Origin of the sequence: Neobacillus niacini, from assembly GCF_030817695.1 — a bacterium.
GTDB lineage: Bacteria > Bacillota > Bacilli > Bacillales > Cytobacillaceae > Neobacillus > Neobacillus niacini_F.
Genome location: NZ_JAUSZQ010000002.1, coordinates 3,386,817 through 3,412,645 on the forward strand (window position 1 = coordinate 3,386,817; position 25,829 = coordinate 3,412,645).

At 36.4% G+C, this 25,829-nt stretch carries 27 protein-coding genes and 1 pseudogene; 7 read left to right on the forward strand and 21 right to left on the reverse strand.

The window, feature by feature from the left end:
* Positions 1 to 84: 84 nt before the first annotated feature.
* The gene (gene helD / locus QFZ28_RS17165) at positions 85 to 2,391 is read right to left on the reverse strand and encodes an RNA polymerase recycling motor HelD (protein ID WP_307195767.1); all 2,307 of its coding nucleotides are present in this window, start codon (positions 2,389 to 2,391) and stop codon (positions 85 to 87) included.
* Positions 2,392 to 2,913: 522 nt separating this feature from the next.
* Between helD and QFZ28_RS17170 the strand changes: the two genes are divergently transcribed.
* Positions 2,914 to 3,726, forward strand: a complete 813-nt coding sequence (locus QFZ28_RS17170) for an EcsC family protein (protein ID WP_307195768.1) — start codon at positions 2,914 to 2,916, stop codon at positions 3,724 to 3,726.
* Positions 3,727 to 3,784: 58 nt separating this feature from the next.
* On the opposite strand, the gene QFZ28_RS17175 is transcribed toward QFZ28_RS17170, so the two are convergent.
* Positions 3,785 to 4,129: a n-acetylglutamate synthase gene (locus tag QFZ28_RS17175; protein ID WP_307195769.1), complete on the reverse strand. Its 345-nt coding sequence runs from the start codon at positions 4,127 to 4,129 to the stop codon at positions 3,785 to 3,787.
* A 356-nt stretch (positions 4,130 to 4,485) separates the two neighbouring features.
* Here QFZ28_RS17175 and QFZ28_RS17180 point away from each other — a divergent pair, with 356 nt between their 5' ends.
* A complete protein-coding gene (locus tag QFZ28_RS17180; RefSeq protein WP_307195770.1) occupies positions 4,486 to 5,697 on the forward strand; it encodes an MBL fold metallo-hydrolase in 1,212 nt (403 codons plus the stop codon).
* Positions 5,678 to 5,965: a DUF3006 family protein gene (locus tag QFZ28_RS17185; RefSeq protein ID WP_307195771.1), complete on the forward strand. Its 288-nt coding sequence runs from the start codon at positions 5,678 to 5,680 to the stop codon at positions 5,963 to 5,965. The genes QFZ28_RS17180 and QFZ28_RS17185 overlap by 20 nt, the downstream gene beginning before the upstream one ends.
* A 98-nt stretch (positions 5,966 to 6,063) precedes the next feature.
* Here the strand turns inward: QFZ28_RS17185 and QFZ28_RS17190 are convergent, their stop codons facing one another.
* The gene (locus QFZ28_RS17190; protein WP_307195772.1) at positions 6,064 to 6,363 is read right to left on the reverse strand and encodes a hypothetical protein; all 300 of its coding nucleotides are present in this window, start codon (positions 6,361 to 6,363) and stop codon (positions 6,064 to 6,066) included.
* 276 nt (positions 6,364 to 6,639) lie between these two features.
* On the opposite strand from QFZ28_RS17190, the gene QFZ28_RS17195 reads away from it, so the two are divergent.
* On the forward strand, positions 6,640 to 7,338 hold the full coding sequence (locus QFZ28_RS17195) for a sulfite exporter TauE/SafE family protein (RefSeq protein ID WP_307195773.1): 699 nt from the start codon (positions 6,640 to 6,642) through the stop codon (positions 7,336 to 7,338).
* Between the two features lie 54 nt (positions 7,339 to 7,392).
* On the opposite strand, the gene QFZ28_RS17200 is transcribed toward QFZ28_RS17195, so the two are convergent.
* The 12 genes from QFZ28_RS17200 to QFZ28_RS17255 all read right to left on the reverse strand — a co-directional run bounded on the left by QFZ28_RS17200 (position 7,393) and on the right by QFZ28_RS17255 (position 16,291).
* Complete coding sequence (locus tag QFZ28_RS17200) at positions 7,393 to 7,842, reverse strand: GNAT family N-acetyltransferase (protein ID WP_307195774.1); 450 nt, start codon at positions 7,840 to 7,842, stop codon at positions 7,393 to 7,395.
* 18 nt (positions 7,843 to 7,860) lie between these two features.
* Positions 7,861 to 8,850, reverse strand: coding sequence for a Gfo/Idh/MocA family protein (locus tag QFZ28_RS17205; protein ID WP_307195775.1), 990 nt, complete (start codon positions 8,848 to 8,850; stop codon positions 7,861 to 7,863).
* Positions 8,851 to 8,878: 28 nt separating this feature from the next.
* The gene (locus QFZ28_RS17210; protein ID WP_307195776.1) at positions 8,879 to 9,166 is read right to left on the reverse strand and encodes a putative quinol monooxygenase; all 288 of its coding nucleotides are present in this window, start codon (positions 9,164 to 9,166) and stop codon (positions 8,879 to 8,881) included.
* A gap of 383 nt (positions 9,167 to 9,549) precedes the next feature.
* Positions 9,550 to 9,900, reverse strand: a complete 351-nt coding sequence (locus tag QFZ28_RS17215) for a 2Fe-2S iron-sulfur cluster-binding protein (RefSeq protein ID WP_307195777.1) — start codon at positions 9,898 to 9,900, stop codon at positions 9,550 to 9,552.
* A gap of 168 nt (positions 9,901 to 10,068) precedes the next feature.
* A complete protein-coding gene (locus QFZ28_RS17220; protein WP_307195778.1) occupies positions 10,069 to 10,758 on the reverse strand; it encodes a GntR family transcriptional regulator in 690 nt (229 codons plus the stop codon).
* Positions 10,759 to 10,817: 59 nt separating this feature from the next.
* Positions 10,818 to 11,348 carry a chromate transporter gene (locus tag QFZ28_RS17225; RefSeq protein ID WP_307195779.1) on the reverse strand — a complete coding sequence of 177 codons (531 nt, stop codon included), beginning with the start codon at positions 11,346 to 11,348 and terminating at the stop codon, positions 10,818 to 10,820.
* A complete protein-coding gene (locus QFZ28_RS17230) occupies positions 11,345 to 11,941 on the reverse strand; it encodes a chromate transporter (RefSeq protein ID WP_307195780.1) in 597 nt (198 codons plus the stop codon). Before QFZ28_RS17230 ends, QFZ28_RS17225 begins: the two co-directional genes overlap by 4 nt.
* A 101-nt stretch (positions 11,942 to 12,042) precedes the next feature.
* Entirely contained in the window at positions 12,043 to 12,522 is a 480-nt protein-coding gene (locus QFZ28_RS17235) for a GlcG/HbpS family heme-binding protein (protein ID WP_307195781.1), read from the reverse strand.
* A gap of 27 nt (positions 12,523 to 12,549) precedes the next feature.
* Entirely contained in the window at positions 12,550 to 14,013 is a 1,464-nt protein-coding gene (locus QFZ28_RS17240) for an aldehyde dehydrogenase family protein (protein WP_307195782.1), read from the reverse strand.
* Between the two features lie 147 nt (positions 14,014 to 14,160).
* Entirely contained in the window at positions 14,161 to 14,892 is a 732-nt protein-coding gene (locus QFZ28_RS17245; protein WP_221827065.1) for a TenA family transcriptional regulator, read from the reverse strand.
* 227 nt (positions 14,893 to 15,119) lie between these two features.
* Complete coding sequence (locus QFZ28_RS17250) at positions 15,120 to 15,866, reverse strand: creatininase family protein (RefSeq protein WP_307195783.1); 747 nt, start codon at positions 15,864 to 15,866, stop codon at positions 15,120 to 15,122.
* A 95-nt stretch (positions 15,867 to 15,961) separates the two neighbouring features.
* On the reverse strand, positions 15,962 to 16,291 hold the full coding sequence (locus QFZ28_RS17255; RefSeq protein ID WP_307195784.1) for a 2Fe-2S iron-sulfur cluster-binding protein: 330 nt from the start codon (positions 16,289 to 16,291) through the stop codon (positions 15,962 to 15,964).
* Between the two features lie 259 nt (positions 16,292 to 16,550).
* Here QFZ28_RS17255 and QFZ28_RS17260 point away from each other — a divergent pair, with 259 nt between their 5' ends.
* The gene (locus tag QFZ28_RS17260) at positions 16,551 to 16,886 is read left to right on the forward strand and encodes a hypothetical protein (protein ID WP_307195785.1); all 336 of its coding nucleotides are present in this window, start codon (positions 16,551 to 16,553) and stop codon (positions 16,884 to 16,886) included.
* Between the two features lie 837 nt (positions 16,887 to 17,723).
* Positions 17,724 to 18,707 (forward strand): hypothetical protein, encoded by a 984-nt coding sequence (locus QFZ28_RS17265; protein WP_307195786.1) that lies wholly within the window; start codon positions 17,724 to 17,726, stop codon positions 18,705 to 18,707.
* 64 nt (positions 18,708 to 18,771) lie between these two features.
* Here QFZ28_RS17265 and QFZ28_RS17270 read toward each other — a convergent pair whose 3' ends face one another.
* Both QFZ28_RS17270 and QFZ28_RS17275 read right to left on the reverse strand, forming a co-directional pair.
* Entirely contained in the window at positions 18,772 to 19,473 is a 702-nt protein-coding gene (locus QFZ28_RS17270) for an NAD(P)-binding domain-containing protein (RefSeq protein WP_307195787.1), read from the reverse strand.
* Between the two features lie 168 nt (positions 19,474 to 19,641).
* The gene (locus QFZ28_RS17275) at positions 19,642 to 21,090 is read right to left on the reverse strand and encodes a hypothetical protein (RefSeq protein WP_307195788.1); all 1,449 of its coding nucleotides are present in this window, start codon (positions 21,088 to 21,090) and stop codon (positions 19,642 to 19,644) included.
* Positions 21,091 to 21,858: 768 nt separating this feature from the next.
* Here QFZ28_RS17275 and QFZ28_RS17280 point away from each other — a divergent pair.
* A complete protein-coding gene (locus tag QFZ28_RS17280) occupies positions 21,859 to 22,665 on the forward strand; it encodes an aspartate dehydrogenase (RefSeq protein WP_307195789.1) in 807 nt (268 codons plus the stop codon).
* Between the two features lie 46 nt (positions 22,666 to 22,711).
* Here QFZ28_RS17280 and QFZ28_RS17285 read toward each other — a convergent pair whose 3' ends face one another.
* The 4 genes and pseudogenes from QFZ28_RS17285 to QFZ28_RS17300 form a co-directional block, all read right to left on the reverse strand.
* Positions 22,712 to 23,383 carry a GntR family transcriptional regulator gene (locus tag QFZ28_RS17285; protein WP_307195790.1) on the reverse strand — a complete coding sequence of 224 codons (672 nt, stop codon included), beginning with the start codon at positions 23,381 to 23,383 and terminating at the stop codon, positions 22,712 to 22,714.
* A 150-nt stretch (positions 23,384 to 23,533) separates the two neighbouring features.
* Positions 23,534 to 24,076, reverse strand: coding sequence for a spore protease YyaC (yyaC, locus tag QFZ28_RS17290; protein WP_307197053.1), 543 nt, complete (start codon positions 24,074 to 24,076; stop codon positions 23,534 to 23,536).
* A 271-nt stretch (positions 24,077 to 24,347) separates the two neighbouring features.
* Positions 24,348 to 24,530, reverse strand: a complete 183-nt coding sequence (locus QFZ28_RS17295; RefSeq protein ID WP_307195791.1) for a hypothetical protein — start codon at positions 24,528 to 24,530, stop codon at positions 24,348 to 24,350.
* 102 nt (positions 24,531 to 24,632) lie between these two features.
* Positions 24,633 to 25,709 (reverse strand): annotated as a pseudogene (locus tag QFZ28_RS17300) (DUF3231 family protein).
* Between the last annotated feature and the right edge of the window lie 120 nt (positions 25,710 to 25,829).

Below are 25,829 nucleotides of genomic sequence, written 5' to 3' on the forward strand. Positions count from 1 at the left end.
AAACACACCCTGAAAGCTAGATTTCACTCTAACTTTCGGGGTGCATCTCAAAATGGAGGGTGCCTGGCACTTTTCTTAATTTTATTACTGATCAAAATGAACGGATGTAACATTGTCTAATAACATGTCCGATAGCAAGCTCCCATATAAATACAACCTATGCATAGGTCTTGTCATGGCCACGTACAACAATTTGATATCTAACTCTTCTTCGGAATATGCTTCTTCCAAGGTGACAATAAGTACCGCATCAAATTCCAATCCCTTTGAAAGGTAAGATGGTACAATCACAACGCTCCCCTTTTTCATATCTTCTTTTTCTTCTAACAGCTGAATTGGCAGATTGCTATTTTCCAGCAGCTTATATATACTTAGGCATTCGCTGTCGTTTTTTCCAATAATTGCAATCGAGTTGAGTTCTTGTCCCTTGAGAAAATGAATATCTTGTTCTAATAATTCTTTTACATCTTGAAGGTTACTAGTGTCAATTTTTGTAAAGCGCGGTTTGTCACCATGCCGGATAACTGGTTGTACGATTGGCAAGTCTTTGCCCATAATCGCAAGAATGTCATTCGCTAAATGCATGATTTCAACGGTGGTTCGATAACTCTTTTGTAAAGCATGATAATTTGCATTTGGAAAAATTTCCGTGACTAATGGCTCCCAGCTGTTTAACCCTCGATAGGAATGAATCCCTTGGGCTAAATCCCCCACAATCGTAAACAAGTCTGTTTCGAACCCTTCTTTCATTGCAGCAAATTGGAAATAGCTGTAGTCCTGTGCCTCGTCGATGAATATACTTTTCATTTTAAATGGTTCATCAATGCCCTCTAGTTTCGACTTCATATAAAACAATGGAGCTAAGTCCTCGAGTTCGAGTGCTTTTTTGGCAAAAATCTTTTGACTATATAGGCTGAGTTTCTTGCATTCTTTTTCTGTGAGAGTGTGTGAGTATTTTTGTAAAAGTTCAGCTGATGTCATCAGTTCCTTATATAATATAAAAATATCTTTTCTTGCAAAAGGATCCATATACTTTTTTATCGCCGCCTTCGATTCCTGCTCTACGGTACGAATGCGTTTTTCCTTTATATCCATGATGGTGACGACTTTTTCTTTTCTTTTATCAGCATTCATCCTGGTGCTGTAAAGTGCCTTTTCTAAAGCCTCATCATATTTACTATTAATCTTGGTTAAGATGATGGATTTTTTTAATCGTAAATCATTTGCTAATAAATTTTTTATTTTATCTAGTCTTTTATAGATGGGTAAGTAGTTAAATTCCTTTAAAAATAGTTTATTGATTTTTTGCCCTCTCATCAGAAGCGATTTCTCAATAATAAAATCCTTTGTTGGTGCTAGATTATGTTCGATTTCTTTTACATAATTGTCGATCAGTTCTTTAAAATCCAGGGATCCTTTATAACCCGAAACCCACTGTAACCATTTTGATTTTTCTTCCCCTTTCATGAGGGCCATTAATTTTGAGTTTGGGGTTAATAATTTAATTTTCTTCCCGAGACAATTTCTCATAAAATCTATGTAGGTAGTTTGTTTAATCTTGTTTACACCTAAATCAGGGAGTACGGCGGAAATGTAATCAATAAATAATCGGTTTGGAGCAAGAATCATTAATTTTTCTGGAGGAAATCGATATCCGGAAGAATATAAAAAGTAAGAAATTCTATGGAGTGCGATCGTTGTTTTACCGCTGCCAGCAGCCCCTTGAACGATGATCGGATGTTTAAGAGAGGCTCGAATGACGTCATTTTGTTCATTTTGAATGGTCGCGACAATTTCGGTTAACCGGTTGTCCGCTTTACCAGATAAGGATTTCTGCAATAGTTCATCATGTGTGGTTAAATCAATATCACTTATCTCTTTTAGAAAACCGTCCTCGATTTCATATTGTCTCTTAAGAGATAAAAAACCACTTTGGGTTTCGCCATAGGCATCATAGGTAACTTCCCCTAGCCGGCCATCATAGTAAACATTAGCAATCGGAGACCGCCAATCCACTATAATAGGGATTTGATTGACACGGTCGAACAGTGAGGCTTTCCCAATATACAGAATTTCTTCATCGGTATCACCGCTGCTTTTAAAATTAATTCTCGAAAAGTACGGTTTCCCAATGACGCTCGCCAATCTTTCCAATTCACTCTGTGCCAATTCTAAATACTGAGCATTCGTTAGTAAGGTCATGTAACTTAAACTGCTGTCTGAAGTGTCCAGTTCGGCAAATGCTTCCTTCAAGTTTTCTACGAACTGTTCTTTATTACCCTTTGACATTTCCAAAACATTTTTTATGTATTCCTTGGTAAACTCTAAGCGCTCAATTTCTAATTGATAATCTTTATGGTCACGAACTGATTTTTGTTTTTCTGAACTCATTCTTTTAGACCGCCACCTCTCCAAATAAAAGTTTCCGACTATCGAACAGGCACAAAAAGAAACATCTACATTTTTTTTGCAGATGTTTTCTTTCACAATGGAGCTATATTCTACCATTTTAAAGTTATAAATTCAAATTATTTGTTAAATTCCTCATCCTTTGTAATATAGGAGGACAATCAGGAAAATGATCAATCCAATGACAAATATAGGACCAAGTCCTGTGCTGTACACAATATAAATTTTAATATGAAGAATCGCATGAACGATCAGAATAATGAGTAAGCAAAATAGAAGAAAAATAGTTAATTGAACATTTCTATTTCGATTCCGATTCAAAGACTTTACTCCCTTCTAGAATCTTACAGGGATGGACAGACTTACTTTTAATATAAATATTTACATTTTGCTTGAATTATTCCTTCGTAAATATCTGTATAAATGAAGGATGAAACTTTGTAAATGTTTTACCGTATATACAAAGGAACCTATTTACAATTATGAAGATGGAGTGGAAATATATTGAATCAGGTAGAATCGATAGATTATTTAAAGGATGAATTGAAAAAGATTGAAGCTTGGGAAAAGGAACAGAAGGATTTATGGTTTTGGGAAAGAATTGGCCGTTTGCCTTTCATGCTGCTTGATAAGCTAACCCCAAAATTCATTCAGGATAAAATCGGCTTGGCCATCGATGAAATCGGAAACTACATCCAGACAGGCGGGCAGTATTTAATTAAAGAAGAAAATATATTGAAGAAATTTGCACCTAATTCGTCATCCGATGAACTTCACATTGGTTTACTTGAACGGGTTCCCATTAGCAAAATGGATGAAATTGCGGATGAGCTAAGAAGTTCAAGAACGAAAATGGCAACGGTGCAAGGCGCAACAACTGGAATCGGCGGGCTTTTTACGCTGGCCATTGACATTCCCGTTTTATTAGGTTTATCGTTGAAAGTCCTACAAGAAATCTCCATTTGTTATGGATATGACCCTAAAGAAAAATCTGAAAGAATTTTTATTGTGAAATGTCTGCAATTTACTTCCTCGGATATTGTTGGGAAAAAGGCTATTTTAGAGGATCTTTCTTCCTTTAGAAAAGGGGGACAAAACCAACAAATGATCTCTCAATTGCAGGGATGGCGAGAAGTGGTTACAACTTACCGAGATTCCTTCGGATGGAAAAAGCTATTTCAAATGATTCCGATTGCTGGCATGATTTTTGGCGCGTTTATTAATCGTTCTTCCATTAATGATGTTGCCGAAGTAGGCAAAATGTTATTCCGAAAACGAAGAATATTAGAGCGACTTCATGACATCGAGCAGAGTTAACTCGAACAGTAGTGTCCGAGTGTCAGGCACCATCCAATGTATTGGACAGTACCTGGCACTACCTATTAACTTCTTCTATTATGGAACTTCCCTCAGCATTTTCAGTGTCAAGCCATATCCATTTTTCATATAGTCTAATTCTTCCATCAGGCAAGATACTAGGAGTAGATACACATTTTCCTCCTCTAATTTCATCCCTCGAATTCACATGATTGTATCTGAACTCTAAGCAACCATCTTCCCGAATCAATCCAATTAATGCACCCTGTATGATTTCTCCACCACTGTAGGTTGCTGAGATTATTTTTCCTTCCTGTTTATATTCAAAGACTGTTTGTGAAGAAACCTCTCCATTTTCTGTATTTTCAATCGAAACAAACTTACGGCCATTATAATTTATCAAGATTACGCACTTCTCCTATGATATATTTTTTACATCATACCATTTATTTCCTTGATTTACCTCTAGATACAAAAAAATAAACCGTTGCAGCACTATTTAGACATGATTTCCAGTATCTTGTCTCCAATAAAAACAAATAAAACACTACATATAATAAAATCACCTTCACCAGTTGAAGCTATTACTCTACCCTTTAACGTTGCTCTCTACGATTTCCAACTACCTTCTCCCCCCTTTTGATTTTATACTCATCTCCTATTTTATTTTTGAATAGACTGAAAACACATAGGTGCAGACTTGAATTGTCTGAAAATGGTTGATTTGTGTTAATCTAATAGGTGAAAAGGGGGAATTGAATGCAGAAACGTTGCCTTTTTGCTCTATATAGCTTCATTCTTATATTTCTCTTAAGTGGATGTGGCCAAGAACACCATGAATCAAAAGATATAGCGCAACGGAATGAAAACATTATAGAAAAGTCAGTTCCAAGGGAAAAAGATGAAACACCTGAAGAAGGTAAAGTAGCACCCTCCGAATTATCAGGACTTAAAGCTCACTTCATTGACGTCGGTCAAGGTGATTCAACTTTGTTTCAGTTTTCTGAGGGTAATGAAGACTTTACGATACTTATTGACGCAGGCAACTGGACTGGTGATGAGGTCATCCAATATCTCAGGTCACATAAGGTATCACAAATTGATATTGCGATAGGAACACATCCAGACGCCGATCATATTGGGCAATTAGATCAGGTCATTAACACCTTCAATGTTGGTGAGGTATGGTTATCAGGGAACACCAATCCTTCTCAAACGTTCCAAAGACTGTTAAAAGCGATTGATACGAAAAAAGTGGACTATTATGAGCCGAGAATGGGAGAACAGTTTGAAGTTGGTCCGCTCCACATTGATGTCTTATATCCTAAAACGATTAGTGAACAGGATAATGAAGAGTCGATTTCGTTAAAACTAACCTATGGTGACGTCAGATTTATTTTAACAGGGGACGCGACCACGGATGATGAGTTAAAAATGCTTCAAAGTGGTATCGATGTTAAAGCTGACATTCTGAAGCTTGGTCATCATGGTTCTTCTACATCGACGCACCCCAATTTTTTACGGGAAGTGCAGCCAGCTGTGGCGATTTACAGTGCCGGATTGAACAATACATATGGACACCCCAATGAAGAAGTGGTGAATCTTGTTCAAAATTCTACTATCCAGCTCTATGGGACAGATGTTCACGGGACTGTAATTGTAGAAACAGACGGAAAAGATTTTAAAATACTGACGAAAAAAGATGGAACCATTACACCTTCGAGCAGCGGAAGTGCAACAAAAGATGAGGTCAAAGTGGAACCTGCTCCGATTGCTGGCAATTGTATCGACATAAATACAGCATCCATCGAACAGTTGCAGGAAATCATGCATATTGGGCCAGCCCGTGCACAAGATATAATTAACTTAAGACCGTTTTCCTCGGTGGATGATTTAGGAAGAATTAAAGGAATTGGACCGGCAAGGATTGCAGATATAAAATCGCAAGGACTTGCTTGCGCAGGAGGTTAGGATCATTAAGGGCTACTTAGACAGAATCGAAGACAATCAATTTGCTGTTATTTTAGCAGAGGAAATCAAAAAAGAATTTATTGTTCCAGTCGAGGAATTGCCGGAAGGAAGCAAGGAAAAGTCCTATTTCGAGATTACCATCGAAAATAACAAAATTACATTGATGAAAATGGACGAGCAAACTACTCAGACAAAACAGGGGGAAGTAGATGATCTGATGACTAAGCTACGTTCCAAGAGTAACGGCAGCAAATTCAAAAAGAGCTAGTAACGTTTAATCGCAAACAAATTTATAAAAATGGAAAACTCACCACGATTTTTCAGGGAGTTTTCCTTATTTTCACTTTTAAACTTCTATCCCATGGATCAATCGAACCTCACTGTATCTACTCCATCTACAATATCCTCTAGTTCAGTAAGAAAATTAAGTTGTACAGGAGCTGGTATTCTTTCCATCCACTTTTTTATTTCAGGTAACTCTTCAGCCTCTTCAATATCTTTTGGCTTTGGATTAAGTGTGGTCCACCATTTCTTTAATTCATTGATAAATTCATAAAAGTAACGTTCAAATCTTTCTGCCCATTCTGCCCCTTCATCACCTGTAGTCTTTTGCATCATACTCCATGCCTCCATCGATGTTTCAAAGTGTTCATCAATCCTTTTCATGTCGCAACTCCTTTCACCCATTTATTACGATATATCGCCTACTTTTAAAGACAATTTCATTATCCCCTTATTAACATAACACTTTTCCTTAATATTACCATTTACCAATAGATATTGAACTACTTTATCTTTCATACATGCTGAAATTCCAAAAAGTAAACATAGAAATTAATCCTTTTCTGCTTTAAAATAATATAGAGAATTATTTAAATACTGAGGTGAGTCATCATTTTTGAATTATCCTACATCGAATGGTTTATAGTTATTTTAAGCACCGTGTTTATTGGATTTACAAAAACAGGTGTATCTAGCATGGGTATTCTAGTTGCCACAATTCTAATGTACGTATTTCCCGCAAAAGAATCTATAGGAATTTTATTACCTATGCTAATCGTCGGTGACCTGTTTGCAGTCATTTTTTACCGTCGAAATGTAGTTTGGAAATATCTTATTTCATTAATTCCCTGGGTATTGATTGGAATCGTTATCGGTTATTTTGTTCTAAATCAAATCAACAGTGATCAGTTAAAACCACTGATTGGTGTCATCGTACTAGCACTCATTATTTTGCATATCAGCCGTGAACGATTTGGCGAAAAGTTTACAAAGGCACTGCCGAAGTCCTTATGGTTTACTCTCTCCATGGGAATCTTGGCAGGATTTACAACGATGATCGGAAATGCTGCAGGCGGTGTAATGGCCATCTACTTGTTAATGAAAGGCTTGCCGAAAAAAGAGTTTGTTGGTACAGGGGCATGGTTTTTCATGTTCGTGAATTTGATTAAAATACCGTTTTATATCAGTTTAGGTTTAATTACGTTTGATTCGATTACCTTTAATATGTGGTTGATTCCTACTATTTTAATAGGTGCTGTGATTGGAATTAAAGTGGTCCCTCTCATCCCGCAAAAAGCCTTTCAAACACTTATTCTTGGATTTGCCTTAATTGGAGCTTTAAGACTTATATTAGTTTAATAGCTTAAAAAAGTAACCAGTCCTATTGCATTGGTTACTTTTTTTGCTACTTATTTATTTTAATTTCCATTCATAAAGAATATCAGGTAAACCTTCTTCGTTTTCATATCCTCTGCCGATCATCTTAAATCCATGTTTTTCATAAAAGTGTTGTGCTTTCTTATTCACTTCAAAAGTATATAGCGTTAATCGCCCAGTTGATTGTTCCTTAGCTCTTTCTAGTAAAGTTTGACCAATACGCATTCCTTGATAGTCTATATGAATATAAAGCTGGCTTATTTCTCTTTCATTATAAGCAATCATTCCAACTACTCTATCACCCATTAATGCTAATTCTACTTGAAATTGTTTTGCTAGGATTTGATTTAAAAAATCAACGTGATCATCAAAGCTATGTATTTCCTTCTGCCCCAGTGCCTGTTCTTTACTATTCCGCCACATTTCAACGGTTTGATCAGCATAAATAGGGTGATACGGAATGATTTCCATTTTGCTTTGGTTCATACCACTACACCTGCCAAGTTAAAGATAATAGTTCTTTACCATTTCTCCCATGACCCAGTTGGTTCTGGAACCTGTATATCCTGTGCTAGGACATTTCCTGCTTCCACTGGTTAAGTCAGATATAATGGTTTCTACTAGGGGTTGATGAACATGCTTTGGCGGTTCGAAACTCCACTCTTCTGTTCCCTGAGAGGTTGTCAATCTAACTGGTTCATTTCCAAAAGTTGAAAAAGTAATTTTCCCTTTGCTTCCTACAATTTCATTTAAATCCTTATTCTCAAATGCAGTAAAACACCATTTGCCTATACCATGTACACCAGATTCAAATAAATATGTACCTGAAACAATATCTTCAGCAGAATAATAACCCGCTTGATTTGCTGCAAAGCCCTGTACATTCTTTATCGGTCCCAGTAAAAAGTCAAATATATCTAGGGTATGACTTGCTAAATCAAAAAATAATCCTCCACCCGCTAATTCAGGTTGAACACGCCATGAGAGCTGTTCAGGTTTTTTTCCGGCTTCCAAATCTTTTTGATACTGTGTGGCAGATATAAAACGAATATCACCGATAGCCTCATTTTCCAACAACTCTTTTATTTTTAAAAATCGTGGTTGTGCTCTGCGGTAATATGCCACATATAAAGGGACTCCTGCTCGTTCGCATGCAGCCATCATTTCTTGGCATTCAGCGAAATTGCGTGCCATCGGCTTTTCTACATAAACAGGTTTCCCTGCCTTAGCTGCCTTTAGAGTATATTCCATATGCGAACCAGGAGGCGTAGCAATATAGATGGCATTTACATCAGGATCGTTTATGAGTTGGTCTGCATCGTCATACCATTTGGGAACATGATGGCGTTCCGCATAGTCTTTCGCAAGCTCCCCTGTTCTACGCATTACCGCAACAAGCTCAGAGTTGTTAACTTTTTGAAATGCCGGGCCGCTTTTTACTTCTGTTACATCCCCGCACCCGATAATGCCCCAACGAACTTTGTCTAACTTCATGACGTTTCCCCCCACTCTACCACCACGATTATTCTACTTCTCTATAAATGTTAATTTCAGTACTCTCCCGCATTTCTCTAAGCCCCGGCACAATTCTTTTTACATGATCTCCTAAATTATGTTGATTTAGAGCTTCTTCATCTACCCATTCTTCAAGCATAGTAACGATTGAAGGGTCATTGATATCCTGATGAAGCGCATAAGTGATACAACCCTCTTCTTTCCTGGTTTCTGCCACTAATTCTCTTGCCTGAAGTAAATATTCCTCAACCGTTACACCTGGTTTCAATTTGGCTTTTGCTACTACTTTTATCATTTCAATTACCCCTCTCGTTTTTAGGAAAACTTTTCATATCCTATTTTGAACAATTTTCTCACAATTAACAACTTCTTTGACTAAAAAAGGGAAAGCGGTGGATTAGTTTTGCCATCCACTGCTTTCCCTTTCTTACATTTTATGTTTTCAAAGTTAACTTAATTTTTCTTGAAAATTCATATATTGATTTTTTGTTGCCTTATAGGTCTGATGAGTATAATATACTTTTGCAGATGCGCTTTTTTCACATAGCGAGCATTTAATTTTATAGGGAGCTTTTCTAATATGTGGTAGATCTAATCTTGTCAACACTTCTTTCATATGCGTGCTACAGACCCACATGTTCTCACCTCAAGTGATATAATCGAGTTTTATTATTATCCTTACTTATTCGCAGCCACTTCTTGCTTTAGTTTATCTGGTTTTCTCATTTTTACTTGATTGGTAATTTCATCATCCCATGAGATTTCAATATCCCCATTTGTAACAAAGGTCTGGCACCCTAAGCGATACCCTTTCTCTAGCCATTCCTCGCCCAACTTCCTTCTTTCTTGAATTTTAACATTGTCAAGGAATTCAGCACCTTCCTCCGCCTTAAAAACGCAGGTGCCGCAAATCCCTCCTCCACATCGATTCGGGAGCTCTCCATCATAGCGAAGTGACATTCTTAAAATATTGGAATCCTCCGGAACGTCTAACTGCTTATTACTATTAATAAATCGAATTTGTGGCATCTATGAATTCCTCCTTTAAATGTTCTTCTTGGTATACAATATACCATAAATTTAATTTTCAGACAATGTGTAAATTTAAAATATTCTAAATATTTGTTTTGTATTTTTTATGATCCTATTAAAAATGCTAAAAATAAAACAGGCTGCATAAAAATTTAGCCGCCTGCCTTAACTTTTATTTCTTAGAAGTTTCTGTTGGATACTATCCATATACGTGATATATGCCTTTTTAGAGTTTTCAATATGAATCCTCATCAAGTATTCTGCCAATTCCGTTTCTTGATTACGTAACGCCTTCATAATATCTATATGTTCCCTTAAAGATACTTTCCTTCTTCCTGGTGTCTCATAGCCCATATTCGCTGCCATATGGATATAGTCGATTAAACCTGAAAGTATCTCTAGTAATTTAGGACTCTTCGATGCTTTGTTTATTAAATGATTCATTTTAATATGTTCAAAATTAAAATTTTCTTCTTCATTCTCTTCAATTTCTATCAGTTCTTTTATTTTTTGATCTAATTCATCCTTAGTTTTCTGATCCATTCTTTGGGATGCTAATTTTACTGCAAGAACCTCTAACGAAGCAAGAATTGTAAACACCTCAATGACCTCATTTACCGATATATCAGAGAGTACGACCCCCTTCCTCGGTACTGTTTTCACAAACCCTTGTGATTCTAACCGGAACAAGGCCTCCCGTATCGGGGTACGGCTTATTTTCAATTTACCAGCAAGTTCTCTTTCAATTAGACGGTCGCCAGCTTTAAATTCACCTTCAAGGATCATCTTTTTTAAGTATAAATAGGCATGTTCTCTAATCGATAAAAGATTATTTTCCTCCCATTTGACTTCCATCTATACCACCTGCTAATTTAATTTAATTTATTTATAGAATTATTGCATGAATTCCTAGATTAAGATAAAAAGATACCGCCATAAAGTAGTGCACCAATAATCACAAGAGATGGATGGATTTTCAATTTGCTTAAGGTGAAAAAGCTGAGTAACGTTAAAAGTACAAGGTGAAATATTCCGCTATTTTCAAAGGCTGTTAAAAAGAATTGGTACGCCATCACAGCAAGTAAGATCGCGATGATTGGCTGAACAGACTTTGTCATTAGTTTAACTTTTGGTGAATCCTTGAATAAATTTACAAACTTAAACAACAAAATAACTGCGATAGCCGATGGAAGAATCGTAGCGGCAAGTGCAACTATCGAGCCTACAACACCACCTATTTCATACCCGATAAAGCCTGCCATCTTCGTTGCAATTGGTCCTGGTAAAGCATTGGCGATTGCTAACAGGTCGCCGAACTCTGATAGAGTCATCCAGTCTCTTTCGTTTACTACTTCGATTTGTATTAATGGGATAGTAGCCGGCCCGCCTCCGTACCCCAACAGATTAGCAATAAAAAACGACCAAAATATTTCTAAATAAATCATGAGCTTTTCTCCTTTAGTTCAACCACATCTTTTGGAGTAGTGTTTGCAGCCTTTTCTTTTCGGCTAGCAATAAAAAAAGCAGAAATTAAAAAAGTGGCGATTAGGATTCCTGGGTGAAGTCCAACCAATTGAATAAGGATAAAAGAAATGGCAGAGAACAAAATCATCTTCGACAAACCCAAACCTTTTTTGCCATTTTGGAAAAAACGATACGCCATTTCCGCTAGCATAAACCCTATAACAGGTGTAACCCCTTGAACCATACCACCTACAATAGGCGAATGACTAAAGGAATAAAGAACTCCTAGCAAACCAAGCATGGCAATGACGGATGGAAGAACGTGGGTTAGAATTGCTACCACAGCACCAATGTTACCTTTCACTTTATAACCGATATAGGCAGCCATTTTTGTCGCAATCGGACCTGGGAGCGTATTTGCTAGTGCTAAAACCTCACCAAACTCTTCTTCTGACATCCATTTATATTTTTTCACAGCCTCGAATTCAATTAACGGGATGGTAGAAGGTCCTCCACCATAACCTGTAACTCCTGTGCGCGCAAATCCAATGGCTAATTCCAAATATTTATTCAATTGATTCCCCATCCTTCCTTTGTTGCTAGCCTTTGAAGTGTTAAGCTTAATAAGGACCCCATATAGTTCCTAGTCTTACACTATATGAGGTCCCTATTTTCTTAAATTTTAATATCGGCTTGTGTTAAAACGGAAAGGCCTTCACTTTCTACATGCTTTTGTAATGCTTCAAGCGCTGCTGTTCCAACGGCTATATCCTGCTCTCCATTCCCCCCGCTTACGCCAACGCCTCCTACAACTTCACCATTCACAACAATGGGGAATCCTCCCACAAAAATGGCAAATTTTCCAGGAAGCATCTGTTGAATACCAAATGCTTCGTTTCCAGGCAATGCAGGACCATTTGGCTCTTTATTAAATAAATGAGTAGAACGTTTATGACCAGAGGCAGTGTAAGCTTTAGCAATCGCAATTTCAGGACCGGTAATTCTTGCTCCATTCATTCTTTCAAGGGCGATTAAATTCCCTCCGTCATCCACGATCGCGATGGTTTCAAGTACATTGATGTCTTGAGATTTTTTCTTTGCTGCTTCAATCATTAATTTTGCTTCTTCTAGTTCTAATTTTAATATGGTCTTCATTTATTTATTCTCCTCAAACTTTCTATTTTAATATCCGATATACACGGTCTTTAATTGAGTGAAAAATTCCAAACCAACCCGTCCGGATTCACGGAATGTGGATGTACTTGATTTTTTTAGCCCGCCAAATGGTGCATTCATTAAATTCCCGGTGGTGGTTCGATTGACCTTTACGGTTCCGGCTTGAATATCTTTTGTAAATTTATTAGCAATCTTCAGACTATCTGTAACAATCGCTGCTGATAAACCATACTCAACGTCATTTGCAACCTGAATGGCCTCTTCATATGTATCTACTTCAATGACCGCCACTACAGGACCGAAAATCTCTTCTTTTGCAATTCGATGATCAGGTTTTACATTGGTAAAGATAGCTGGCTGAACATAATAACCCTGTTGAAATTTGCCTTCTGTAAGTTGTTCTCCGCCATAAACCAATGATGCTCCATCTTCTTTCCCATATTCAATGTACTTCAGGACATTTTTCAATTGCTTTTCATTTGCCAGAGGTCCGATTTTCACACCCTCCTCAAAGCCATTTCCTATTTTCAACGCACTCGTTTTTTCAATTAATTTTTCCACAAATTGCTCTCTTACATTTTTCAAAACGATTACTCTGCTTGTTCCCGTACACGCCTGCCCCGTTAAGGAGAAACCACCGTTAATCGTTAATGTAGCGGCTAGTTCAGTATCTGCATCATCCATGACGATTAAAGGATTTTTTCCACCTAGCTCCATTTGTGTTCGAGTGGTAAAAGAGGATTTTTTATGGATATCTTCCCCCGCCGCAGTCGAACCAGTAAAGGTAATAGCCTTTATGTCAGGATGGGTAACCAAAAGATCTCCAATCTCTGAAGCTTTTCCTGTCACAAAATTTATAACACCTTTAGGTATACCTGCCTGTTGTAATGCTTCAACAAGACGTAAAGCGATTAATGGGGTATCGGATGAAGGTTTAAAAACCACCGTGTTACCCGTGATTAATGCAGGTGCAATCTTTCTTGCAGGAATGGAAAGCGGAAAATTCCATGGCGTAATGACACTAATAACCCCAAGTGGTTCTCTTTCCGACGAAACTTTCATATCTGGATCATCATTCGGATAAGTTTCTCCAGTAATCGTCTGACCTTCTACGGCATAAAATCGAAGAGTTTGTGCAGACCTTATCACTTCATTCTTAGCATCCGTAACATGCTTTCCTTCTTCCCTTGTCAACTCTTCTGCGTATTGATCAGCATTCTGCTCCAATATGCTTGCTGCTTTATTTAAGATCGCTGCACGTTTTGATGGAGATGTCTTTGCCCAATTTGGAAAAGCATCTTGGGCTGTTTCTATGGCTGCACGGACATCTTGTTCATTGGAAGCTTGGAATGCGCCAACAATATCTTCTGTATTTGCAGGATTCACACTTAAGAACTGTTTTTTGCTTACTGATTCCTGCCATTCACCATTAATATAGTTATTGAACGTTTTCACTTTTGTTGTTAACAAACGATCACCTTTTTCTTTTTTAATAGAAAATGGCCGTCATTTAGAACCTCGATTTTACAAGATTAATATGACGGCCTGGAAAGATTGATTCTATCAAAGGAGTGTTATCCCTAAGGAATCCCATCTATTTGTATGAAACTAAGTATTTTAGTTGGTTTGAACTAAAGACCCTAAGTCCTGCTCAAGATACTCTCTCCATAAACCATCCATGTACATACGGCGCATTTTAGCACCCACTCTAACAATTTCAAGACAGCGTTGTTGTAATTCTGGAGTATCAGCGTGGTCAAGAACAATCTTATAACCACGTTCACCATGAATTTCATCTGATACAATGTGTAAGTCGAAGAATTCAATTTCTTCATCTGTAAATCCGTATTGTGCACGTAATGCTGGTGTTTGCTTTCTATAGATATCAGGTACTTGAGATTCTAAACCTACTACTAGTGCAGCTGTGGCAACAACGAAGTGTTCACGTGCCGCTACTGCGAAGCACCAGCTTTGAAGACCTAATGTGGTTGGTGCCATATTATCTGGGTTAATGACTCGTTCTGCAGTGGTGCCACATGCTTCCGCAAAACGAATCAATAAATCTGTATGACGATCTGCTGCAATCTCTTCTTCATACATGTTTTGTAAAGTGAAGTCTTTTGCAGCTGCAAATTTTGGATCGCTTGGAGTATTGTGATAGATATACGCAAGGTAATCTGCGAAAGGTCCTACATAGTGGTAATGATTTTCTGCCCATCTTGCAAAGTGTTTTCTTTCAAGTTTTCCTTCAGCCCAAGCGACTGTAAATGGAGCCTTCTGGCTATGGTTTCCTTTAATTGCTTCTTCTAGTTCTTTACGAAATTCATCTTTTGATAATAATTCTGTCATTTTTACTCCTCCTGTTTCTTGGGCATTCTTTGCCTTTTTTTGTATTTGATATTTTGTATACCAAATCAAGAATAAAAAAATATAGATGTAATCATTTACACGCTATAAAATTTATTTTTTTGTATTTGGTATACCTTAATAAAAATATTAACCTATTATTTTTTAATTGTAAATACAATTTTTAGAATTTTTTAAAATATCAATCAACTAAACATTAAAATAAGGTTTTATATATAAACATCCATATTTAGATTTAATATACTGTTTAGTTCCTTAGAGAGATTCTCCAATGCTTCCTCAACGATCTGCCGACCCAATTCCCAACTTGCCTTTGTAGCATCTCCAATACAACCATTTTTGGTCATTTCTTCATAAAAATAAAAGCCTTGAATTGCCTTTCCAGGTCTAAGCTGCTTCCACCTTCCAGTTTCTTGAATATCACCTTTCTCAAGTTGATCTAGCCTTACAATTTCTGGAGCTAAATACAAGGCTTCTGAAACTTCTCTTTCACAACTGTGCCCAAACAAAGGTGAAGTGATGAAATTTCCGATTGTTTCTTTAGCTGACGCTGTGGTTTTAGCGTAGTAAATGTCTACATTCAACTCTTTTGTCAGGGTCATAGATGCAACATTTAAGGTAGTTTGGTTTCCACCATGGGAATTTAGCAATAAAAAATTTTTTATTCCATGATGACTTAGGGACGAGATTATATCCCTTAGTATTGCAATCAATGTATTGGGCTGGAGCGAAATGGTCCCTGGAAAGTTTAAATGATGCGGCGAAACTCCCATATTAATGGTAGGAGCAACCCATGCATGCGGAAACATTTTTTGACCAAGCTTTTCGGCCATCTTTTCAGCTAGTACTGCATCACAGCTTTCTGCCATATGAGGACCATGCTGCTCATGGGCTCCAATGGGAATAATCGCAAACTTAACAGTCTTTAATGATTCTTCTACTTCCTGCCACGTCATTTTTGTTAGATGATAACAATCCAATAAAATCCCCTCACAATCACTTTATTCCACTAGGTTTTTTGTATACCAAATAATTGTATAAAAATGATCTGCTATACTTGTGTAGCAGATTGCTTCTTTGGCGGCTGAATCGAAATATTTTCTTGAGAAATTTCAATATCCTGTGCAATGGTTAATTGGCAGGTTAAGCGATATCCTTCCTCTACCTTGTCACCTAACATTTTAATTTCTTTCCAATTTGGAGGTGCGATGGATTCTCCACCGCGGATCACTCGGCACGTGCACTTCGTACATCGACCCATTCCACAACCATACTTTAATTGAGGAAATTGACGTATACCCGCTAAAACTACTAGATTCGCATTATCCTTTACTTGCTGTTCGACAACAGTCCCATCGACATGAAGAATTACTTTCGGCATAACATTACCCCTTTCAGTATGTGCAACATTTTGATACTTTTCTGAATTATACAACCTTTTTAGGTGAGAAGAAAAGAAGTTTTTATAATTTTTCAAAAAATTAGAATATACCATTGAACAATTTGACAACTTGAGATAAACTACTCATAAGATATTTTGTATACAATATATCAAGTTGAGAGGTGATCATTCGAACCATTTTTTCCTACGAAACTATTTTATATCAAGAAGAAAAGAATAATTAGAGGGAGTGTCGCAAATGGGGAACTATATTGTATTAACGAATAAAGATACTTTTCAAACCATCCTTGAAAACGAAGGGTTACAGATAGTTGAAACCTATGACTTTTATTTCTTTGAAAAATTAAAGGCCAAATACACCATTGCAAAAGTTATCGATGAAACTATTAAGATTCAATTATTCGAAGAATATGAAGGAAAAGAATATGTGAACCACATTGCTGTGAAGTTTTTCGAAAGATTTGAAACGATAGAAGCTGCACGAGAAGAATTAAATGAAATTGTAAAAGCCTCAGGGAATAGTGAAGATTCGATTCACTCGAAGCTGGTAAAAACAGCAGAAGTAGTTTTATAAGCTAGATGAATATCATATATTGATCATGTAAAAACCGGAGCACACCCATCTCACCTCCGGTTTTTTATTTTGAGTATTTTTCAATACGTCAAAAACCGCCACTATGGAGTGACGGTTATTTTTATTCATATGGGAAAGTTAAAAATTTAATGTTTTTCTAAGCCGCGCTAACTTCTTTTCAGCTTTTTCCATAGCTTTCTTTGAGCCAAATAGAAATTTAAACATCCCCATTACCTCCTATTTTTGTATTGCTTACTCTTATTCTATTACGGTATTGAAAAAATCACAACAACATTGTATACCAAATACCAAAAAAATAGTGTATAATATGTATAAATGATGAACAAATCACATGGAAACTTAGATTTGGTATACCGAAATAGTATCGATTAAATGATTAGTAAGCTGAACAAATTCTATAAAAGCAGGGTGTTGCTATGTTGAGATTCTTATTTTTATTGGTTATTTTTATGTATTTACTATCTACCTTACTACCTCAACAAGACTTTAGCGTCCTGCTATCGATTCTATGTTTTATTATTGTATTATCTACATTTTTTCTTGCTAAACACTCTGTTCAACTACTGGGTAGCGCTTTTCTGCTCCTTGGTGTAGTGCTGCTTTGGAAAAGTGGATCACATTGGCACCATTACATATTATCTTTTGGTCCCATGCTGGACTTGATTACTTTGTTTACTTTAGTTCCCATATTAGGTATTCCCATTAAAATAGGCGGGTATAGGTGGGGGCATTCAATCTATTATTCAAAAAAAGATAAAAAATTCTGGTCAGTTATATATGATAACTTCAGGTATTTCCTATTTCTTTAGTATTTTTATGAATCTTGCAACTTTGCCAATGGCGTATTATTCCATTCGTCCAGCTTTGAACATGTTTTCAGTCGGGAATAAAGAACGATTCATGAGTAGAGCCATTTCCAGAGGTTTTGCAATGCCATTACTGTGGGCTCCTGTTACCCCTATAGTCGGGATTGTTATTTCTGTAACCGACGTAAGCTGGGTATCCATTATACCCTATGTTGTACCACTAAGCTTCTTGGGCTTGGGGATGGATTGGTTATTAGGAGCACACAAATCTAAAAAAATGCTCGATCCCGTTCAAAACGTATCTGTTCATGAAACAGCAGCAACGATTGAAGCAGGACAACTAAATTCTCCTGGCAGAGTAATACAAATTTTCTTGGCAATCATTATTTTTATCGTGGCCATTTCCATTGCTGAGTCCCTGTTTCATTATTCCTTTTTAATACTCGTTTCATTAATTGTCATTCCATTTGCATTTGCTTGGTCCCTCTTCCTAAAAAAAGGAGGGGAATTTGGCAGTCAATTACTGAAGCATTTTCAAATGTTCTCAGTGAGTATGAAAGATCAATTTTTCATTTATCTATCAGCAGGTTTTTTTATTTCTACAATCAATATCTCCAACACAAATCAACTATTGTATGATTGGATTATGAAGTTTATTGGAGTGGCAGGCGTGGAAACCTTTTTGATTCTACTTCCCTTGGTTCCTTTAGCTTTTGCGTTTTTAGGTCTTCATCCTGCCGTTACCCTGGCATTGATGACAGAAGGATTAGATTTATCGGCAATTGGAATTAATCCTCACATTCTGACAGTGGCCATGTTAGCTGGAGCAGTCTCTGCCTTCCTAGTAGGTCCTTATAATGCGACACTCGGTCTCATGGCAAACCTAGTAAAAAACACTTCTTATAAAGTATCAAATTGGAATATTACATTTACGGCATTCTATATCAGCATCGTTATGGGTTACTTGTTTCTTTTGCAAGTATTTACAGGTTAATGAGGATATAGAATATATAAAAACCAGGAGTTGTTTTTTCATCTCCTGGTTTTTTACTATACTTTTACTCCGTTGACTTTTTTCCCGTCTCTGCCTCTATTTCTTTTATGATTTCCTTTGCAAAGTGTCCAAGGGTCCCATTACTATAGGAACGGATGACTTCAGGCGCAAGTGATGTTAATGCCCTTTCAACATATTCATCTGAAAATTGTTTTTTAGCAAATTCCTTCTCAATTCCCATAGCTGTTTTCAATGCGTAATAGGTTGCCAATCTATTTACTTTTATCAAATGATCCTCATGATCTATTATTACTTTTCCTAAAGGTAGAAATAATTCCTCTATATGGTTTGGCAAAGAAGCTTCTGTAATAAATAGGCCATTGCCATTCTCCAGTAAATCGGTCGAATGCCCCATATATTTGACACCTACTACATTTAAGGATGGAAAATTATTTTTTATCTCTTGTGTATTTAAAGCTGTTGCCATATTAATCATATATATAGAAGATAAAGAATGCGTTTTTACTATTTCATTTGAAATAAATGGGATGATTTCTTTTGCCGGAAGGGCTAAAATGAATACATTTATTTCTTTGAATCCTTTTTGGGGCACGATATGACTATTTTGATAGTGCAAAACGAATTGTTCCGCTTTCGCTAATGTAGGATGATAAACTCCTATTGGAATGTTCGTTTTGTTCCAGTGTTCCATCAATGCTTTACCCAATTTACCAATACCCACTAAACACACTTTCGCTTGCTTCACTAAATTCACCTCTCTTTATTATACATACAAAAAAAGCGCTTACTACAAAACACATAGTTTTCACGCTCATAAAAAATAAGGTCCATCAGCATGTCTGTTTTGACTTCGCTGATAGCCCCCCCATTTTTAACAATCAAAACTTTCTGGATCTGTAGTTGAGGCTATTTATTACCAAATTAATAGAGCTATTAATGTTGCAATGAAAAGACCAGTCATAACCGGGATAAAGTTCTTTCTGGCGAGCTCGATTGGTGATAATTGCAAGAACCCAGCCACCGCAACAAGAGAAGACCAAGCAACAATCGTTCCTCCACCCCAAACTGCGCCCATTTGACCTATTGCAGCCATAGTCGATGGATCAATACTACTTCCGTTAGCTAAAGCTCCAGACAAAGCGCCCGTCAAAGGAAGCCCTGAAAACCCTGAACCGTCTAAGCCAGTTATTAATCCAACGATTAAAATTCCAAATCCAGCAATAAAAGAGTTTTGAGGTATGAAAGACTGTCCTGCCTGAATCATATCAAATAGAAATGCCGGTTTAGCAGCGTTTGCGTCCAGTGAAAGAATGCTTGGTGTGAAATCTCCACTACCCATGAAGAAGAAACCTGCAATTGGGATAACTGGGGCCATCGCTCTGAATGCGAATACAAACCCTTCAGTAATATGATCACTAATCTTATCTAAAGCATGGATGCGGTTAAATGCAATCGTTGCTAAAATTAATAGAACGGCAGCCACTCCACCAACAAAAGCTGCACCATCTGTTCCCTCAAATCCAGCGCCACCTGAAAATTTGGATTGGAACATATAAATCATTACAGCCAACATGGATAATGGTACTAAAACTGCAAATCTCTTACTCCATTTATTTTTTCTATTTACCATCTCAACACTTTCTTCAGCAGTAGCAGCAAGTTCATCCGCTACATTAAAAAACCCATTATCGGTTGAAAAATTCATATTAGAGTCTAAATCGGTACTTTTCACGATCGATTTACGATGTGCAATATAGACCATTCCTAATGCACTGATCCCTGTTATCAATGAAAGAATTAATCCTTTATCGGTAACGAATCCTTTATCTATTCCTGCTGCTTTTGCACTTAGCATAGGTGCAACTTGCATAATATAGTCGGATGAGAGTGCCATCCCTTGACCAGCAATAACAACTACCATAGCCGCTGTCATGACCGGTAAACCTGCACGGACTGCAGCAGGTACTAACAAAGCACAAATAAGAGGAACAGCTGGTGTTGGCCAGAAAAATAACGAAATCACATATGTCACGAGCATTAATACAAAATAAGAGACATGCCCGTTTACCATTATTTTTTGAATTGGAATTATTAGCTTTTTATCTGCTCCTAAATCTCTTAAAGAATTAAGTAGTGCAATCATAAGGGAAATAATTAAGAAAATGCTGAATAGCTCCTTAGCAGCAACAAGGTTTGCATTAAATACAGCCTGGAATCCTGAAATCAAGTTCCCTTTATATACTACCGCTACTAAAAATGTACCTATAATGACAGGTAATACTACACCTTTTCTAAACAGCATCGTAGCAATTACAGAAACAGTGACAAGTGCATACACCCAATGAGCTAATGTTAATTCCATATATTCCCCTCCGACTCTCCGCATTTTTAAGATCTAGGATCCTTTTATAAACATCAAGAAATATGATTTTTTCAAAAAGACTTGTAGATGAGGTATTTAGTAAGTGGGCTAACAAATTTATGTATTTCCTCATTTACAATAGATTCATTGAACTATTGGCATTTACAAGTTTTGTATATTGTGTATTGTAGATTGTATACCAAAGTAAATTAAAATTTTTTCTTCTTTTATAAAGAATATGAGTCCCTACTTAAAACTGCTGATTTCTAACGAAAGATCCCCAAAATACTCTAAGATAACGCTTTCATACTTTATTTAGAAGCTATCCCACCTCCTCATTTGCATTACACACACCTTATAAACCATATTACCATTATCACATTAAACATGCAAATAATTTTAAATATTTTGATATTTTTGTATTTTAAAAATACTACCTTGCTAATCATGATAGACTTCGGTAAAATAGAGTAAAAATTGTATATCGTATACCAAGAAAATCAATTTGTTTCATCACTCCCTTCCATTTTGTAGTTTTACTCTCTATCTACCTTTATATTATGTTTACAATATCATGTATTAATGGTTCGTACTAGAAAGTTGTGAGGAAGTCTGTCAAAGTTTTTACTATGTTGGTTATTAATTGCCTCATTCTAAACAAAAGAGAGTAAAATTGAAGATTCTTATGTAGTGCTGCTCGACTTTGAATCAACTATGAATTAGCAACTTTTGCTTAAAAAAACAAATAAATCTGAGGTGGTTTTAAGTATGCTTAAAGCTGGAATTATTGGTTATGGAACAATTGGAAAGAGTATTGCGGAGTTAATACAATCACAACAAGCTGGAAACATTGAACTTAAAAGCGTTCTGGTCAGGAACCTAGATCGAACTGAGGAGCTGACGAAGAACAGTTTTTCTATCACTAACGATGAAGAGGTTTTTTTTCATCAAGATTTAGACATTGTTATCGAAGCAGCTGGTCATCATGCCTTACAATTATACGGGAAAAAGGCCTTGGCAAGAGGTAGTCATTTGATGATTATCTCAGTAGGAGCGTTATCCGACAATGAGTTTCTGGATACCTTACAAAAAGCAGCTCTGGAAAATAATAAACAAATTTTGATTCCTTCTGCTGCTATTGGTGGTTTAGATCGAATTGCTGCTGGGGCTTTAGGTGAAATTGAAGGGATTACCCTTATTACGAGGAAGCCTGTTAAAAGTTGGTACGGAACCATTGCGGAAGATAAAGTTAATCTTGAAACGATTACTGAGCCCTATTGTATTTTTGAAGGGAATGCTCGAAATGCAGCCAAATTATTCCCTGAAAATGTAAACGTTTCAGCCACATTAAGTCTTGCCGGAATCGGATTCGAAAAAACCACGGTTCAAGTTTACGTAGATCCTACCATTAAGCGTAATATTCATACTATTAAGGCTAAAGGCTATTTTGGAGAAATCGAGATATCTGTTCAAAATGAACCATACAAACAAAATCCTAAATCCAGTCCAATTGTTGCGATGAGCGTCGCAAAAGTATTAAAAAACTTAACATCTTCCATCGTAATCGGAGTTTAAATGATAAGGAGAAAGAGTTGGAGTCAGCTCTTTCTCCTTAGTATAATCATTCTTTTTCTCCCTTTTTAACAGATTCAATGTAGGCTTTTCTAGAATTTTCTATATGAATTTTTGTTAGAAATTCTGCCATCTCTGTTTCTTGATTCACTATGGCTTCCATAATTTTTATATGCTCTTCCATAGACTGTTCTGCTCTTCCCGTTTGTTTATATCCTAGCTTTGCAAAGGCTTTTATATAATCTGATAAACCACTAAGTATTTCAAAAAGCTTAGAATTTTTTGCAGAACTGTATAGTAAATAATTCATCTCGAAGTGTAAATCTGAGTAATCAGATTCCCTTTTATCTTTCAAGCAAGCTTCCACTTTTTTAATACAAGAAATAAATTTACTTTTTGTTTCATCGTCTAACTTTTGAACAGCTAATTTTGCTGCCAATACCTCAAGGGATGAAAGAATCGTAAATACCTCAATGATTTCTTTCTCAGAGATGTCTGCAACAATAACACCTTTTCTAGGCACGGTTTTAACAAACCCTTGTGATTCTAAGCGAAATAATGCTTCACGAATAGGTGTTCGACTTATGTTTAACCTTTCTGCCAGTTCCCTTTCCAATAATCGATCGCCTGCTTTGAATTCCCCTTCTAATATTAGATCTTTAATGTGGATATAAACCCTTTCTCTTAACGAGATAAGATTATCCTCAGTCCAGTTACTCATTATTTTTTCTCCCTCTTCCTACACGTAAACGGTATACTATATACCAATTATAACGTATCCTTTTTCATAACATCAATTTTTTAGGTATATTTCACCAGCAGGGAAATTTCAGATAACTCTTCTTACTTTAAGAATCATTATGCTCATCGGTCATTTTATGGGTTCTCTAACATCAAATGCAACCCTAGTGATAATTTCGGTTATTATTTCTGCAAGAATTGTAACTGTATACAAACGAGTGCTATTTAACGACTGTACCGGTGAGAATGGATCAAGATAATTTACGATTGCCTTCATATGGTAATTACCCACACTTGGCAAAACCTTGTTAACAGCATTTCCTGGAATAAATGGCCCCTCTCTTATAAAAATATACCCTATTTGACCTTCATCCCCCAAGGAGGCATCGATTCCAAAAATGAATGCTTCCCCATATTTTTTATGGATTTCTTTCAACACATTCTTTATATTTAATGCATGAACAGGCTCCTCCAATGTTCCATAGACTGGAAATGGAATATTCTTTCCCTTTATCATGGTCCCAACTAACGGCCCGAGTGAATCACCTGTAGACCTGTCTGATCCAACGCACAAAAAGATTATTTCCTTAGGCGTTTGACTAAGAACTTCCTTAAGTTTATTTGATATTTTTTCAATTTCTGATTCTTTGGAGTATTTTTGAAGGGACAACATTTTTGTACTATCTAACTCGTCTTTACTCTTCTTATTACGAAAGAAAGACCACATCTTAATCCAACTCCTCAATTATTATTGCATAGAGAGTCGAAATTCAATAGGTATATATTAATAAATAAATCTGTGACTTTTCCCGTTTTGATAATGAAATCAGTTAAATTTAAAATGATTTAGATAGTATTTTATACCAATAAATTTATTATTATTTGGTTCTAGATGAGATAGATACGAAATACGGAATTCCCATCATAAAGTTTCAAAAAAAATATTAGAATATTTGCCTAAAGAAACCTTTTAGTTCTTTTTCAGATAGAATGATTTTGCCGTCTAAATTCTTGGTTTGTAAAACATACTCTTTTACACCAATAAACTCAGATTCGGATATTAGAAAGAAAATGGTTCCCTTATTATATATATCTCTGTAATCTTTTATTAATCTATACCTTTTCATAACCATACCTCAATCTATGTGATTGATAGTAATTTTACAGCCCGTTCTCAAAACATACAAGAAAAGAGCAGTAGCCAACTGCTCTTTTCTCAGAAATGTTTCTCATTTTCCAGCTTCAAATTGGGGAGGCTGCTCCATCCATTTTCTTTCAATCATCAAATTCATTCCGTCTTCCCCGAAAGTACCCGTTTTGGTTAAAAAATTTGCGTACATGGCGCTGATATCTCTGCGCATGGTAGTTCCTAAACCAGCACCATATGCTGCCATTCCTAGATTTGAAAGCATTCCAATGACATATAGCATTTACTGTTGCGAGAACGGAGCAACCGTTGAATTCGTCACACCGTGATCCCATGAATTGGCCGCGGGGACTTCACTTTCTTGCAATACATCATGAATGGAGCTGACGATATGTTTACACAAGTTCTTTCCCCGAAGGAAATATTCACGAAGTTCACGATCCTGTGTAACTTGTGAAAAAGCGGTGCATATTTGCATCCCCATTTCATTTTGCATGGCATTAATTAATAAATGTGTGACCTCGATACCTAACAACGAACGTCTACGTCCTAACCAACCTGTCAGAAAATTTTCTTTGTTAACAAAATCAACTTCCGATGGATAATTCATGTAAGGCAATCTAACATATATCCCTTTTTCCTGCATTTTGCTTACTACATGATGGTATAACTGAGCCACATCATCCATAAGGGTATTAAATAACTTTCGCACGTCTTCCCTTGAGGACACGGTTAAACCCGTAGTATGCGAAGCAACTCCAAATTTACTCATTTGAATGACACACTGTATGTAATAGAGATCAGAAAAAAGTTTAGTTGCTTTAGGGATCACATGTTTCTCCGTTTTGAAACCTTCAGGTACAACGATTTTCTCCTTTATAAATAACTGTTCAATCTGACTCTTATGCTTTTCAGCTAAATGCTTCGTTTCTTCTAATAGCGTTAGAATCTCAGGATCCGCGCAGGTTTCTATAAAGTGAGTCATCATGCAGATTACTACACTAATATTTATATTTGCTGCCCATAATGCTGATATCTCAGCACTTGTTAATTTAACAATCTCTGCTTTATTCGTCATTAAATATCCCTCCATAACTCTAGATTTCCCAATTAGAGTTAGATATTTAATGTTCAATTTCATAATTCCAAAAAAAGACATACTGTCCGCCTGAGGCGGACAGTGTCCACGAGCGGTGCCTGTCACCGAGCCTTCCTATTTTCCGCCCCTTTTACTGTTTTTGTAAAACATGCTCTTTACCTTCTGCATATAATAATATTG